The following is a 14601-nucleotide window of genomic DNA, read 5'->3' as shown; positions in this document are numbered from 1 at the left end:
CTCCTCACTGTTATGTGTCAGATTCAATGGTTTCCACAACGACCCGCATGCCTTCCGCTTCAATGACACGTACAGGCACATCTTTATCAATATAGTCACCGCGAGAAACGGCATCTACCCGTTTCTTGTCAATGCGTACCGTCCCGGCAGGCCGTAAAGGGGTGAGTGTCGTACCGTTCTTGCCGATGTAATCACTCTTATCGGTCTGCGATTCATATCCGCTTTCACGCGTCGACCGGTTCTTAAGAGTCACCTTGGCCAAAAGTCTACTCTGCGGCAACCGCGAACCGGCAAAGGCCAAAAATACGACGGTGCAGACAACGGCTCCGGCCAATTCAAAGAGGGCCGTCATATCGGAGCCGAGAATGAAAAAGAGACTTGCAAAAATCATGACGGTTCCCAAGAAACCGAAGATACCCACAGTCGGCGTAATCAACTCGATACCGACAAAGACGGCTCCCAAGACCAGTAAGGCTGCAAGTTTCAACGAATCGGCCAAGGTGCCGTCACCGCTACTAAGAAGAAGAGCGCCGCTGATTACAGCCAGACCGAACCCCGCACCGATACCGCCGGTTTTGATTTCAACAGCAAATGCACTGAGTAGTAATGCCACGAGAAGCACTCGTGCCAACTCATTTTGTAAGATGCCGAAGAACATATCCTTTAAAGATAAGCGGTTGTCTTGTACACTCGCATTATCCAAGCTGTACAGATGCAAGACTCCGTCAATACTGTCAGCCGTACCGTCCGACAAATTGACAGCTTTCGCCTGAATATCCGACAAGGTCAACAACTGCCCCGGCTCGGCATAGTTAGAATACCCCAGGCTCTTATCTGTCATAGCTTCAATAAGGCGAGGATTCTTTCCCGTTGTCGTAGCGACTTGACCGAATTTACCTTTCAATTCTTCCGTATCCTTTGCCGACTCCGTGTCGGAGGCCCCGATACTGCCGCCGGGGGCCATGACGATATGCCGACATGACAATGCTACCAAAGCCGCTACCGAACGGGCCCGAGGCGAAACATAAGCAATGGTCGGTACTGCCGAGCCGGTTAATAAGTCGCTGATTTTAACGGCCTGCTCGCGGCTGCCGCCGGAAGAATCTAAACTCACAATCAGAGCTGCATCGCCTTGTGCTTCCGCATCAGCCAGACTGCGTTTAACCAAAGACGTATTGGCTGCATTGATATCCCCGTCCACATAAACGACCCGCACCGTCTCGGCATAAACGGGTACACGAACTCCTGCAACACTCACTAAGCATACGAATAACAAAACCATTATGATGCGTAGTCTATACTTCATAAAACACCTCCTGTAACGGCGGTTCATATACAAAGTAAGGGAGCTGTACAATGACGACTCCCTTACTTAATTATACATGACGGTACTGATTTTTGTCGATAAGTTTTTATTCTTACGTATTCATTTCATCCAAGGATAACAGGAAGGCCGGGGCATACTCCTTCATGAACGTATCCACTTCGGGCATATGTAAAGCATGCAGCTTTTCTTCCAATCCCGTATAAGCCTCATCGAATTCCGAATTACCGGCATGCTTTTCCTGTAAACACTTTAAATAGGCGCTTAGCGTATCCGCCGCTTTGACAAGAGGCCAAACGGGATCCTCTTCACCGTCCAGAATGAGCGGTTCATAGGCCGACTGTAAATCATCAGGCAAGGAATCAATAATGCGCTTACCTGCCAGACGTTCGATTTGGCCGTATGTCTCCCTCATGAGAGGGGTGAAGTATTTGACCGGCGTAGGCATATCTCCCGTGAAGATCTCCGTCACGTCATGATACATAGCCAAGACGGCAGCCCGTTCGGGGTTGACATCGCCGCCGAAACGACGATTTCTCAAAACGGCCAGGTGATAAGCGATCATAGCCGTCTGCAAGGTGTGTTCCTGAATATTTTCTTCCTGTGTATTGCGCATAAGCCCCCAGCGACGAATATATTTCATGCGGCTGAGCATGGCAAAAAAGTGGCTCATAGCAAACTCCTTAACGGTATAATCCCATAGCTTTCGTAACGGCTTCGTACGTCTTGCTTGCCTTTTCACGTGCCTTTTCGGCACCCTTCGTAAGGATGACATCAAGTTCCGGCGTGTCAATGAGTTCGGCATAACGCTTTTGAATCGGTTCAAGGACGGAAATAGTCGCTTCAGCTACGTCCTTCTTGAATGTACCGTAGCCCTGTCCGGCATAAGCCTTTTCAATTTCTTCGTGGCTTTTGTCCGTAAGAGCTGCAAAGATATCCATCAAGTTGGAAATACCGGGCTTTGCTTCTCTGTCGTAACGAACGGCATTGTCGCTGTCCGTCTGAGCACGCTTAATTTTCTTTTCAATATCCTTCGGCGTATCGAGAAGGTAGACGGTAGCCGTCTGATTGTCGTCGGACTTACTCATCTTCTTCGTCGGTTCCTGTAAGCTCATGACACGAGTTCCGTCTTGTCCCAAGAGGATTTCGGGAATGGTAAATACGTCTTCACCGTAAACGCGATTAAACCGCTGTGCCAAGTCACGCGTAATTTCCAGATGCTGCTTCTGGTCATCACCGACAGGAACAAGATTCGTCTGGTACAACAAAATATCGGCGGCCATCAAGGGCGGATAGGTCAAAAGACCTGCCGGTACGGAGTCGCCGCGCTTAGAAGCCTTGTCCTTGTACTGAGTCATGCGTTCCAATTCACCCACATAGGACATGGTCGTCATAATCCAACCGAGCTGTACATGTTCGGGAACTTCCGACTGAACGAAGAGAACCGCTTTTTCCGGATCCAAACCAGCTGCCAAATAGATGGCTGCCAATTGACGTGTCCGTTCATGAAGCGTCTTCGGGTCTTGAGGGACCGTAATAGCATGCTGATTGACGACGCAGTAATAGCATTCGTTTTCATCTTGTACCTTCGTGAAATTACGCAGTGCGCCTAAATAGTTTCCCAGCGTCAAATTGCCGCTGGGCTGAATTCCTGAAAAAATAACGGACATAATGTGCCTCCTGATTATTGACATAAAAAAAGCCTTTCATCCCCTCACTAGGGACGAAAGGACGTGTTCCGCGGTACCACCCGATTTGGCATAAAGCCCGACTCATTCCTCTTAACGGCAGGTACCGGCGACGCCTACTGGCTTCGGATCGCATCTCCCGGGCCCATTCACTATAACCGCCGCCGTCGGACTTTCACCGTCTCCGACTCGCTAAGCACAGCTGCATCATACCTACTTACACCCGTTCATCGACATTATTCTATACGTATAGAAGTGTATCTTCTTTGACCGCCACTGTCAAGGACAGAAGCCGCTTCATTGACAATGATGCCGCAGAATCATACAATGACCTTATCCTATGACTTTATCTAAACTCTTCGGGAGGCACCTATTGAAATACCTATCACGCAGAGATTTTCTGAAAGCTACAGGCATTGCCGTTGCGGCAGCCGCTGCCGGCGTATACGAGTTCGTACCCGGTACGAAGGCTATCGTAGACCAAGCCGTCCGTGTTACAAAGGCCACGGCGGCTCACTATAAACTGACCGACTCGGTCGATGCCTACAACATACGTCAAATCATTACGGCCAACAGCCGTACGTCCCGTACGGTCATGTGGCAATCTCAATATGAAGAAAAAGGGACAGTCGTCGAATACCGTTTAAAAGACGCTGAAGACACGTGGACCGTCGACGGTACCGACACGGTCTTAAACGATGACGGCAATACATCCTATGTTCACGGTGCCTACCTGGCCGATTTGACACCCGGCACGAACTACGAGTACCGCGTAGGCTACGGCGACCGCCGCAGCCAGTGGTACCCTTTACGGACCGCTGACGGGGCCGACTTTAAAGCCTTAATCTTTCCCGACTCTCAGTCTGCCGACTACGGAGTCTGGCGAGATACGGCCATGCCGGCGTGGAAGCGCAATAAGGACGCACAATTTTTCATCAATATAGGCGATTTAGTCGACAACGGCCAGGCCTCGTACCAGTGGAATGCCTGGTTTGATGCCTGCAAAGACATGATTCGCCAAATTCCCGTGGCCCCCTTGGACGGCAACCACGAAACCTATGACTTGGACTGGAATATGCACATGCCCGTGTCATACACGACCCTCTTCGACTTGCCGAAAAACGGTCTGTCCAAATACCCGAACCAGTTCTACTCCTTCGACTACGGCGATATTCACTTCACCGTCATGGATACACAGTTTACGGAACTGAAAGACTTCGAGCCCACCCTTTTGGACGAAGAAACGACTTGGCTCATTAACGACTTGAAACAAACGACGAAAAAATGGAAAATCGTCCTCATGCATAAAGACGTACTTCGCTACGCCTTTAACCCCGATACGAGACCTGAATCGCGTGACGAAGGCATATCTGACGAAGGCCGCGTCTTTATGCCCATCTTCGACGTCTACAACGTAGACGCCGTCCTGACAGGTCACTTACACACCTACCGTAACCGCGGCCATATCAAAAACTTTACACGAGACGAATCGGGCCCGCTTTACCTTCTTACAGGAGTCGCCGGCGACGTACGCTACCCGAGCCTGTGGAAACAACACACCTTGGACCTCTACGTACCGCCTCAGCCCGAAACGGACAACTACATGACAATGGAAGCCACTGCCGACACCATCCGCTTCCAATGCTTCTTACCTGACGGCACCCTACTCGATACGGCTGAGATTCGGAAGTAGGACGTGGGGGAAGTTGGTAGGAGATGAAGAAAGGACGCATGCTATGCATGCGTCCTTTTTTGAAGGGGGAGATAACCTGAAACCTCTACATCTTCTGCTACATCGAAAAGGTCTGTAAACTTTCAACAATACAATCATTCAATCCGTCATAAGTCCAAGCCATATTCTTTTTATAAATGTCCTTATAAACCTTACGTAAAATCCTTAAAATTCCTGCCGAATTCAGAGGTTCCAGCAACTGCTTCTTTGTCTCTTCTTCTAATCGAGTCTCCGTCATGTTGCAAATATTATGAGCTATCGGGTTTCGTGCCGTTTCTTCTACAGTTCTCAATTTACTAAAAGCCGTTGTTATTTCATTATGTAGGGCATCAGATTTTAGAGTTGTCGCCTTATAATACTCGCAGAGCGCCATAATGGTCTGAAAGTACAAGGGACCATCCTTCATGTCACCGGAATATTTTTTATCTAAATAGTCCTGCAATTCGGGGTTATATTTTCGTGCTTTATTACAATCCCATATAAATACACGTTCACCATTTCTATCCAATTCCCTACCACATTGCAGCAAATCAAAGCCCTTTATACATTCTAAATATTTAAAGCCTAACCCCATTAAGACGGGCGACAGCTTAACAATAAATTCGGATAACTGTCCCTTGCGTTGACGCAGTTCCATTACCTGGAAGTACTCAGAAAAATCACCGGGACTCTGCATGAGTATGTTCCCTTCATAGTCAGAAATAATTTTATTGGCCTCGCGCCAATTTAACATAGTCCGGCACACACCGTGCCGCAATAACCTTTCAGTCGTATCTGAAAACAGTCTTCGATTTTGTTCCACAAGCTGAAGGGCTCCTCCATATTCATAATTACGAACCAAAGATTCTATTTGAAATCTCAGCACATGCCTTCTAATCATTAATAGGGGCGGCTCGGTACAACGATTAGGGCTACTCGGATCATCATCTTCATTACACTCCAACATTTGGACATATTCTTCTTTTTCACAATGAACGGCCACCTTGTCCCTATCAACATGCGGATTCGAGACCTGTACCGCTGTACACGAAGGATAATCAACAGATAAGAAAGACATAATCGTCTGCATCTGCGAAGTTCCCGAAGTGATATTCAAAATCCATTTAACGTCCGGAAATTGCTCAAACAACTCATCGAATTTCTCTTGCAAATAAAGTAACTTTTCATAATTTTGAGGTTCCGTTATTCCGCTTTTAATAAATTCAATCTCACACTGCGGAGCCACTTTCTTCACGCCTAGAGAGTAGCAATGCCACTGCTCCTCTTTTTCTTCCATATCCGCCGTCAGGAATATGAACACCTTATCGATTTTATAATGCCTTAAGATATGTAGCATACCTCCATCGTGGTAGTCACGAACAGGATCTGTATTGCCAACCGGTGTAAATAAATACTGCATAATCCCTTACTCCTTATATAAGAATTCGCATGAGCACCCGCCCATGCCCAAGGCGGTCTTTATACCGATGCCGGTGAATGACGCCCACATTAACAACAACATGACAATCCTTCTTGTCATTTCATTTCCTCGAAAGTTCAACTGTATCATACCCTCATATCCATTGATACGAGACCCTTCTAATGAAAAAAGAGCGGATCGCAATTCATACTTACCGATTCTACATGCATTCCCTAAGACGGCTTCCAGGCCTTCTTGTTCTAAACAGAGTTCTTTCGAAAAAGCATTCCACTTATTATCAAGACCGTAGAAAATACGGTTAAGGTCAGGAAAGACGTCATAAGCACCGTCATGTTTACAAGTTGTGGGCGTATGTAACATCAACCTACAGCCATACGGTAAGTGCTCCGTTGTAAATGCCTGGGCTGCCAATGTATCAAAAGTAGTCTCGGCAAGGAGCGTGGGGTCACTCAAGTACAAGTCGCACTCATGTTTTTTTATATACAATTTGCGAAGCTCCAATATCTCCGATAAGGCATCAAATAAAGCATCATCAACGACACCAATGTGCCAAATAAACACCTTGCGTTTCTTGTGGAAAAACAGGTATTGATGAAAGGGACGCACAGTCATTTCATGCAATACATTTCCCCACTCTTCCCCCAACTTCTCCATAAGGGCTCCATGAATGACAGAACCCATGGACGGGTGAAGGCGAATCCCCGTCGATGTCGATACCTCATACTCCAGCAAACGTAGCATTTTTATACCTCTTTTACTCGACAAAGTCCCATTAACTGGTATTCTCTCCCTTGATCAGTCAATTTAACGGTACGCGGCGATATATCTTTATCCTTACTTTTATGTTGCGGCTTCGAGTCTTTATTTGTAAATACTAAATCTAAATACTTGGCGACAGCAGCACGCCCGATTTCTTCGTCCGGTGCCAAGTCATATATAACCGTTTTATACTGAAAGCCCGTACCGCCACCAAGGAATAAATCTGCCTGTTTCGCTTCATTAAAGGCTTGAGCAGCAAAAAACTGCCTGCCGAACGCACGAGTAAAAGCATGTTCCTGAAATTTCAAGTTTCTCATCACATATTCACGAGTCACCGAAAAAATATCGTCAATACTTCCAATCCCGATTACTTTCAACATCTCTAAATCAGCCGTGACGGAAAAGCGCAACCGAGTCCCGGCTGGAATACATTCACGAAATAGGGGCAACCTGCAAGGATTCATGCCCTCTGTCTTAGCCAAAGAACCGTCGAGTTTTTGTACAATAACCGTATTGCACACGGGTTCTACACAAGCTGCGTCACTTACTATCAAGCCGCGCAAGACATCATTAACGGAACCGCCGCAAGCTCTCCCATGTTCATCCTGCAAGCCTAATCTCTGGAATACAAGGCCTTCCAGTTTGCTTTGCACCTTCCCCAAACATTTTAAATCGCTTCGACCTCTTGCATTAAATATAGTACTTTCAATCTCTTTCCAACTTGTTGTATACTTCTCCTTGTTTTTAAGAATAATACTGCTAAGAAGCCCTGTCCGCAAAGCGCCTTTTATGGAACTACCGGGAATATACACAGATCCGAAGGCATCCGTAACATTTCTGGCAATATCATTCACTGAGCGTCGATCTATTAAAGGATTGTTGGTATGAACATGTCCGATTGTACCGGCAAGATTACGAATTTCATCAGGCCTAATCCCTTTTTGTGTAAGCCAGTCCCATAAGAGTTGTCCGCAAAAAGGATCTTTGCTTTTTAACTGTTCCGCCGTACGTCTAATATGTCGCAAGAATTCATCGGTAAGCCTTTTTCTATATAAAAATTGTAGCCAGCGTGCTTGATCAAGAAAATATACTTGACGAGCTTTTTCATCAAAAATATATTCTACTGCCGTCAACTTATCACCACTCCCGATATGAACGGGTGATAAGCATTCTATCTCAAAATTCCTTGTCTCTCTGTGTTGCTCCCTCATGCATTCACCCCCAGATATAAGGCTTTCCCGTTTCGATAAACGTCATGCCCCGTATCGGTTCTCATGGCAGCCACTTTACCGGCCGGCTGATTTCTAAAACACGATCCGGATGCAATTCCATATATATCATGTCGCTTATGCACATACCCGAAACCTAAAGACGATACAAATCCGCTTCTTTTTTTCAAGGAATAAAATCCCTTTTTAATATCATCAATATCTCCTATATCGGGTATAAGGAGAGACATGTTCATATGCCATTGCGCAGTTTTATCATCCATACGTCGTTTTAACTCTATGGCATCATCATACGGCGGCTCTTCATCCAATATAAACGGGTCGTCATGAAAACGGAATTTTCCATAACCGCTGCTTCTTTTGCCACCAATACCGCTAAGTCCCAACTGTTCCAAAAGGTCCAAGCTACGCTGCACTATGCGCTCTTCCCCTTGAATGATTCCATAAAGACCCGTATTTTTTGCAAATACAAAGGTGCCTACGTAATACGGCAATGGCTTATCGCCTCGACAACTAACCTGCTCCGTCAACCAACTCGCACCGAAATCGTCGTCTTCTGTAAAAGCCCGGTTCGACTTTAATGACTGTATATACTCGTCTACCTTAGATACTCGAATAAATTCCAACTTCTTATTAGTTTTTTTTGCAACCGATGCTTTACAAGCTTCCGTATAGGACCGAATTTCATCACTTTCATTGCGTTCAATAGATAAAACTGGCTTGGGAATATACAATCGGCAATCGCCGTCTACTTTGGCAAAAGGAAACAAATCAGAGAGTATTAATTTGCCCGAATCTGCAGCCCCGACTAAATCTAAAATTTTGTTACTATCACCGTTTTCAGCCAACTCACAGCATAAACTGCTGAACAACCGGTCCGACTCATATGTATATACAACCGATTCAAGCCCGTCGCCCGCCTCAATAGTTCCGAAATGGACGGGTGTATCGAATTTTAATTGGTACAGATATGATACCATCATTATCTACATCCCTTTAACCAATTCTCACATTCATTGCAATCAACGGCCTCGCCGTTCTTAACAAACTTATCCTGAACCGCAAGATCTTCAAAAGCAATCTTGCCATATCCACGAGAGCCGTGACCGCCTAAATAGTCATTTTCCAATAATTGCAATGCCGTACCGAGTGCCTGTATGTCTTCTTTAAGCTCACCTTCCCTTTCAATATTATATACAAGCTTAAAGCCAAATTCCGCCCCGGACGGAACTCTTTCGATTTGGCGAGGAGTGGCCACAGCCGTTAATCGGCTAATCGTATTTTCAAACTTAACCTCTCCGATGTAGGTATCTAAATCAAGAGAGCTGAATTTTTCAACACTTTCATCTGTCATTCTCAAATCATAAAACTGTAATCTCGACGGTCTGGCCGTATCTTTACCGGCACTTCCGAAAAGTCGCTTAATCAATTCGGAATCATCATTTATTTTGTTCAAAACATATCCCGTCGCTTCTGCCTTAGCAAGCAAGGTGCGCAACTTTCCTTTCAAAGAACTGCCGGGAATAACCGGCTCCTTTGTCAACGGATCGCGAACAAAGAGCCTGTCTACAGCTCCAATGGGGGCAAAATCCTGTGCCGCTCCTATGTGGAGGCCGGTCACTAACTTTACTTTTCCCGTTATCATCAATTTCCCGCGTAATACGCCTTGTTCACTCATAATCTCTACCTCCATAATATTTATGGTATGCTACCAAAGCCTCTACATATCTGGCAAAGTTCATATACTTATTAAGATCTTTCCCGATACTACTTATCTCTGCCAACAATCCCGCCTTCTTTTCAAAGTCTTTGACCGAAGACTTGCGTCCCGATTGGTAAGCCAGCTTTATTTTTAAATACTTAACTTCTGCTGCCAAATCAGTAGATAACTCAAGTACTTGTTCCCCTTGTCGAAGATGCTCCACTTTATAACGTTCTATCTTATCCGTTAAAGAGTTAACTGCCGTTAAAAATTTACGAATCTGACTAACCGTAATCATCTTTACAGAACGGTTATTCCTATATCGGCCGCCACTGCCGTCACTTTCATTTTTCAACTCTTTCATCACTTTTTCGGCTCTTTCTACTACGTCTATTTCTTCCTTTTTCATTTTTTCTTCCATTATACTCACCCCATTTTATGCTCTTAATGAATATATCAATAATTGAATGGCCGTTATCAATTCACTGCGATCACTTCCGTTCAAACTCCATTTATAAATATTATCCCGCACTTCATTATAGGCGGTCATTCTCTTGCGATCCTTAGGCTCCATTCGCCCCAAGGTATAAGCAATACGGGCAATATTAATACGCTTTGTCTCACAATCAGCCATTAATTGCATAATTCGATATAACCCCCCCTTACCGATAAACAATTTATTCTCTTCCGGCTTTTTCTCATCAAAATAAAAGCAGCTCTGAAGAAGTCTCAGCTTCTGACCGCAAACCTTTTCCGTAAAATCATCCCATTTATAAGCAATAGGACTACTATACGGGCCGTCATCTGCAGACGCTCCGAACAAGGTAATACTGTTCTTCCCTGTATTCTTCTTTGAGTAGCTTTCCAACTCCCCGGCAATCCTCGCCATCTGCGAGATAGGAAAGGCACTCTTGAATAGACCGATGCCTGCCGAAAACGTCAGTTTATCATTTGTAAAGCGCCGGAAGGCTCGCCGAATATCAACAGCCAATTCGATTAAGTCATCCCAGGCGCCGACAATGAACATGTCGTCACCACCTGAATAAACGATATGGACATCTCTTTTTTTATCCTTCTCTCGACTAAACAAGCTAAATTGGCTGTATTCTTTTTCATTAATACCGTTAACATTTCCTTCGCAAAGTTCATTAATATATCGTTTAAAAAACACGGATAGCTGGTGCGATAATACAGCCGTCCTCGTTACAGTTGCGAACTCTCGAGAAATACCGGCAACAAAGGCAGCACCCAGATTATCCACATCAGCTCGCAGGACACCGATACGTTCAATCCCGGCTTTCTCTTTTCCGCCACCACTTAGTTCGGCGAGTTCGGAAAATTCCAAACAACCGCTTCCATCATCTTTTCTTACACTGTAATCACCGACCCAAAGGCGGGTCGCCATCTTTTCACCTGTCCAAACCTTATTTTTTACATACGCACGAACAAGGTCATCACGTTGTTCTGCTTCTGCCGGCGTCACTGCCTCCAAGTACCGCCCCTCACCGAAGCCGGGAAGTCCTATTCCCCCTTCCGCTGTACTAGTAATAATAAAGACATCCTTATTTAAAATGTCTTGTCCCAACTGTGCTAAGGCATTACAAGTATCGCAAGCTAAGGTACCGTCATCACCTAACACATACGGTCGCAACAAATCGGGATTAGCCGACGTATGGCAAACATTACACTCACGCATCCCATCCCCTACAGAGTTTAACTCGCTGCCCCAATCAAACATATCCTCCAATTGCTCTTTTGAATAGCGCTGTAATTTCCATTCTGACAGGATTTTACCGACGCGACGGTAGACATTCCCTATTCCCGTTCCCTTGGACATAATCTCATTGGCGGAAAATTCGCTCCAACCGAAGGCAATATACAAGCGATTTCCGAAGTGCTTCAAGAACCATGCATTCAGCAAGTTTTCAAACTGTTGAAGTTGACTTACAACCTCTTTCGTATTAGGCATTAGCAAGTAGAAATGCCCGCCACCTGTATATAAAAGATTCGCCCGACTAAGTCCGGTCATGGTCAACAACTCATCAACTACATGTTCTGTCAATATTTCCAAATAGAAGGAACGTCCGCGCAGGTTCTTTAACGCACCCTTAGAAGGAATGGTATAAATAAATTTTTGAATACCCGATATATCACCGGAAACCAGTAAATACATGGCTTTCTCGCGACAATCTTCATTTTTCCCTCCGAAGCAATAGGATTTGTAATCTTCTATGCCTTCGGCTTTAAACCAGCGATACATAGCTGCTGCAAAGGCTGCCGTAAGTTTTACATGTTCATACAAGGATATATCTGCCGGTTGATTGGTCGCCGTACTGGACGGAATATATGAAAGAGTTGCCTCCAATACTTGGAGCATTTCATTTACTTCCATATCATCAGGCTTGCGTCTTTCGAAGTTTCTCTTCAGGTCTTCAATAATCTCCTTATACATAGAGGCGGGAGCTTGAATATCTGTTTTGGGCTGAGGGTACAACATATCTTTATCCTTCATTAACCCACGTAAATAGTAAGCTGTATTCTCGCTACTCTCATTAGCCCCGAACACGTTAAACACAGATTCCAAACTGGCTCGTCTATCGAAGCCGCTACTTCCACTATCCTGCATTTCACGCCGATCCGTCCCTGCCGCTATGTTATCAGCTTCATATACAATATAAGCTAAATCATCATCTTTTGTAAGGCGTTTAGCCATATCAGCATGATGATATTTAACAGCTCTCAACACCAAACTATCGTCATTCTCATAATAGGGCTTTAAAAATGCTACGCCGGCCTCCGAGTGTGTCCCTTGTCCAAGCCCGGAGCGTTGGTAAACTTTTCCTATATCATGCAATAAGGCCGCCTTTTGTAACCTTGCTTCCAATTGATCCATCTACTTCATCTCCATATATTACAAAATAATGACATCTTCAGCCTTACAACAACCGATTCCCCAAGTTTTAATAGCTGTATTGTGTTTTAAAGAGTAAATCCTCAGAGAGTCGCATGTTATATCTATAATACTGCCGGCCTCAGCTTCTAACTTAACTAGTTTCTTTTTGGAAATATACACTTCAAATGCAGATTTCTGAACCCGAATGCCATATTTTTCTAGGCACTTCACCATCTGAGACCGTCGCTTATTATCCACAATGTCATAAATGACTAAAATAACATATTTACGTTCGTCATGATTCTCTCGAAAGTATGTCATAAGCTTACCTCAATCTCATGGGCTGATAACATGACTCATCATCTTCCATAATAGCCAAAGAATACATTTCCGCCCTATTAACCAATGATTGCCGAAACGATTGCTTTTCATCCGAATATTTATTCGACGTACGCAACCGCTTCTCATAAGCCTGCAAAAAAGTATATCGACCTTCTCTATTTAAATACACGCCGTCTTCCGTACGCTCAAAGTGTTCCGCTTTTAATTGATGCCTGTTAAAAAGACTCATGGCCAAGCTGTCAATAATAACAGGCCTCCATTCCTCCATTAAGTCGGACGCCAAAGCCGGATGACGATGCTTCAACGCATGAAGACAGCCGAAATAAGGGTGCAACCCCACATTAGATAATGCGGTATACAGCTCGTACAGCAATAGCGTATACCCAAAACCGATAACGGCATTGAAGGGGTCCTGTGGCGGTCGTTTTGTCCGTCCGTTAAAGCGAAACTCCGGTTCTATCAGTTCACTTAGAGCGTCAAAATATATTCGAGCCGCTAAACCTTCATTGCCCATCAATTCTGATCGATTCGGCACCTGCATGATCTTATGCTTTATTCGCGAAAGCTGTTCTATCTTTTGTCGTACAGAATCACTTTCTAATTCTCGGTTATAGCGTCTCAGCAAGACTTGTTGATTATGAATCTTTGCCTCAATCATCGATTTTCCCATAGATAGGTATAAGGAACCGCCGGTTAAGACAACTTGCTTAGCTTGCTTTACGGCATTACAATGACGAGTTGACTCTAGCCGACCGAAAAAGTATCCGCCCTTCGACAACCACGTAACCGGAATCTCCTTTTGCAACAATCGTTCTATCACTGTCGCAGATAATTGTACCCGCCCAATAAGGGTGAGACTTTCTAAGCCTTCTTCAGGTATTTCGAACAAAACTTCCGAATTACGGCTGAGGATAAAATGACCTCCACGCTTAGATATCTTTGCCCCATCTTCCGTTATATATACATGACTCATAGAAAATGCTCCTTTATTAATGCCGTTAAATTTATTTTTCATGATTGTCATATATATCAAATATGATTTTATTATATCATGTCTGTGATTTTTCTGTAAAAATCACTCTCAAGTATTGAGTATCTCTGACTTTCTAAGATTCAACTTGAACATACCCTCATCTATCAAAAGACGACTTAACGAAAATTTATCGTTAAGTCGTCTTTTTTACTAGGGTTATACACGATGCTTCTTCATCCCCTTTCGATGTAAAAGCAATAAATTCAGTGAGAGATTAGGTAAGAACTTAAGTCAATACGTTTTCGTCCCCTTACGGGGTAACGGTAATTAAATCGAACAGAAGGATGATGCAATATTAACGGAATCAATGTTTCCGTCCCCTTACGGGGTAACAGTAATTAAATCAAGGCGGTACGGTTATGTATACAATTAAAGAGTGGTTGTTTCCGTCCCCTTACGGGGTAACGGTAATTAAATCAAACTCAAAGAACATTCTATGTGACAACGTATGATAAGTATGTTTCCGTCCCCTTACGGGG

The 14601-nt window shown here is 44.5% G+C and carries 13 protein-coding genes and 1 other annotated feature; of the genes, 1 reads left to right on the top strand and 12 read right to left on the bottom strand.

Annotated features, from left to right (window positions below; translation table 11 throughout):
- Positions 1 to 10 precede the first annotated feature (10 nt).
- From HMPREF9429_RS08560 to trpS, 3 genes are all read right to left on the bottom strand, one after another.
- Entirely contained in the window at positions 11 to 1306 is a 1296-nt protein-coding gene (locus HMPREF9429_RS08560; protein WP_006943188.1) for an NfeD family protein, read from the bottom strand.
- A 112-nt stretch (positions 1307 to 1418) separates the two neighbouring features.
- The gene (yfbR, locus tag HMPREF9429_RS08555) at positions 1419 to 1997 is read right to left on the bottom strand and encodes a 5'-deoxynucleotidase (RefSeq protein ID WP_006943187.1); all 579 of its coding nucleotides are present in this window, start codon (positions 1995 to 1997) and stop codon (positions 1419 to 1421) included.
- A 10-nt stretch (positions 1998 to 2007) separates the two neighbouring features.
- Positions 2008 to 2994: a tryptophan--tRNA ligase gene (gene trpS / locus HMPREF9429_RS08550; protein ID WP_006943186.1), complete on the bottom strand. Its 987-nt coding sequence runs from the start codon at positions 2992 to 2994 to the stop codon at positions 2008 to 2010.
- A 46-nt stretch (positions 2995 to 3040) separates the two neighbouring features.
- Positions 3041 to 3252 (bottom strand) — a binding site (T-box leader).
- Between the two features lie 133 nt (positions 3253 to 3385).
- Here trpS and HMPREF9429_RS08545 point away from each other — a divergent pair.
- Positions 3386 to 4705, top strand: a complete 1320-nt coding sequence (locus tag HMPREF9429_RS08545; RefSeq protein ID WP_198005708.1) for a purple acid phosphatase family protein — start codon at positions 3386 to 3388, stop codon at positions 4703 to 4705.
- 97 nt (positions 4706 to 4802) lie between these two features.
- Here HMPREF9429_RS08545 and csm6 read toward each other — a convergent pair whose 3' ends face one another.
- From csm6 to cas1, 9 genes are read right to left on the bottom strand one after another with little or no spacing between them, the layout of a single operon-like run.
- Complete coding sequence (csm6, locus tag HMPREF9429_RS08540) at positions 4803 to 6143, bottom strand: type III-A CRISPR-associated CARF protein Csm6 (RefSeq protein ID WP_006943184.1); 1341 nt, start codon at positions 6141 to 6143, stop codon at positions 4803 to 4805.
- A 6-nt stretch (positions 6144 to 6149) separates the two neighbouring features.
- The gene (gene cas6, locus HMPREF9429_RS08535) at positions 6150 to 6905 is read right to left on the bottom strand and encodes a CRISPR system precrRNA processing endoribonuclease RAMP protein Cas6 (protein ID WP_232216671.1); all 756 of its coding nucleotides are present in this window, start codon (positions 6903 to 6905) and stop codon (positions 6150 to 6152) included.
- Positions 6906 to 6907: 2 nt separating this feature from the next.
- A complete protein-coding gene (csm5, locus tag HMPREF9429_RS08530; protein ID WP_006943182.1) occupies positions 6908 to 8134 on the bottom strand; it encodes a type III-A CRISPR-associated RAMP protein Csm5 in 1227 nt (408 codons plus the stop codon).
- A complete protein-coding gene (gene csm4 / locus HMPREF9429_RS08525; RefSeq protein ID WP_006943181.1) occupies positions 8131 to 9135 on the bottom strand; it encodes a type III-A CRISPR-associated RAMP protein Csm4 in 1005 nt (334 codons plus the stop codon). Before csm4 ends, csm5 begins: the two co-directional genes overlap by 4 nt.
- A complete protein-coding gene (gene csm3 / locus HMPREF9429_RS08520; protein WP_040774555.1) occupies positions 9135 to 9830 on the bottom strand; it encodes a type III-A CRISPR-associated RAMP protein Csm3 in 696 nt (231 codons plus the stop codon). Before csm3 ends, csm4 begins: the two co-directional genes overlap by 1 nt.
- Complete coding sequence (gene csm2 / locus HMPREF9429_RS08515; RefSeq protein WP_006943179.1) at positions 9823 to 10275, bottom strand: type III-A CRISPR-associated protein Csm2; 453 nt, start codon at positions 10273 to 10275, stop codon at positions 9823 to 9825. Before csm2 ends, csm3 begins: the two co-directional genes overlap by 8 nt.
- A 15-nt stretch (positions 10276 to 10290) precedes the next feature.
- Positions 10291 to 12747: a type III-A CRISPR-associated protein Cas10/Csm1 gene (gene cas10 / locus HMPREF9429_RS08510; RefSeq protein WP_006943178.1), complete on the bottom strand. Its 2457-nt coding sequence runs from the start codon at positions 12745 to 12747 to the stop codon at positions 10291 to 10293.
- An 18-nt stretch (positions 12748 to 12765) separates the two neighbouring features.
- Complete coding sequence (cas2, locus tag HMPREF9429_RS08505) at positions 12766 to 13068, bottom strand: CRISPR-associated endonuclease Cas2 (RefSeq protein ID WP_006943177.1); 303 nt, start codon at positions 13066 to 13068, stop codon at positions 12766 to 12768.
- A 4-nt stretch (positions 13069 to 13072) separates the two neighbouring features.
- Entirely contained in the window at positions 13073 to 14062 is a 990-nt protein-coding gene (cas1, locus tag HMPREF9429_RS08500; RefSeq protein ID WP_040774551.1) for a CRISPR-associated endonuclease Cas1, read from the bottom strand.
- Positions 14063 to 14601: the final 539 nt, after the last annotated feature.

This window comes from Megasphaera micronuciformis F0359 (genome assembly GCF_000165735.1).
GTDB lineage: Bacteria > Bacillota > Negativicutes > Veillonellales > Megasphaeraceae > Megasphaera > Megasphaera micronuciformis.
Note: the sequence above shows the minus strand (reverse complement) of the source record. Positions and strands in the feature narration are given on the sequence as shown.

Bases quoted from the DNA above. Each gene is read 5' to 3' on its own strand.
- HMPREF9429_RS08560 (WP_006943188.1), bottom strand. From the start codon at position 1,306: ATGAAGTATAGACTACGCATCATAATGGTTTTGTTATTCGTATGCTTA.
- yfbR (WP_006943187.1), bottom strand. From the start codon at position 1,997: ATGAGCCACTTTTTTGCCATGCTCAGCCGCATGAAATATATTCGTCGC.
- trpS (WP_006943186.1), bottom strand. From the start codon at position 2,994: ATGTCCGTTATTTTTTCAGGAATTCAGCCCAGCGGCAATTTGACGCTG.
- csm6 (WP_006943184.1), bottom strand. From the start codon at position 6,143: ATGCAGTATTTATTTACACCGGTTGGCAATACAGATCCTGTTCGTGAC.
- cas6 (WP_232216671.1), bottom strand. From the start codon at position 6,905: ATGCTACGTTTGCTGGAGTATGAGGTATCGACATCGACGGGGATTCGC.
- csm5 (WP_006943182.1), bottom strand. From the start codon at position 8,134: ATGAGGGAGCAACACAGAGAGACAAGGAATTTTGAGATAGAATGCTTA.
- csm4 (WP_006943181.1), bottom strand. From the start codon at position 9,135: ATGATGGTATCATATCTGTACCAATTAAAATTCGATACACCCGTCCAT.
- csm3 (WP_040774555.1), bottom strand. From the start codon at position 9,830: ATGAGTGAACAAGGCGTATTACGCGGGAAATTGATGATAACGGGAAAA.
- csm2 (WP_006943179.1), bottom strand. From the start codon at position 10,275: ATGGAAGAAAAAATGAAAAAGGAAGAAATAGACGTAGTAGAAAGAGCC.
- cas10 (WP_006943178.1), bottom strand. From the start codon at position 12,747: ATGGATCAATTGGAAGCAAGGTTACAAAAGGCGGCCTTATTGCATGAT.
- cas2 (WP_006943177.1), bottom strand. From the start codon at position 13,068: ATGACATACTTTCGAGAGAATCATGACGAACGTAAATATGTTATTTTA.
- cas1 (WP_040774551.1), bottom strand. From the start codon at position 14,062: ATGAGTCATGTATATATAACGGAAGATGGGGCAAAGATATCTAAGCGT.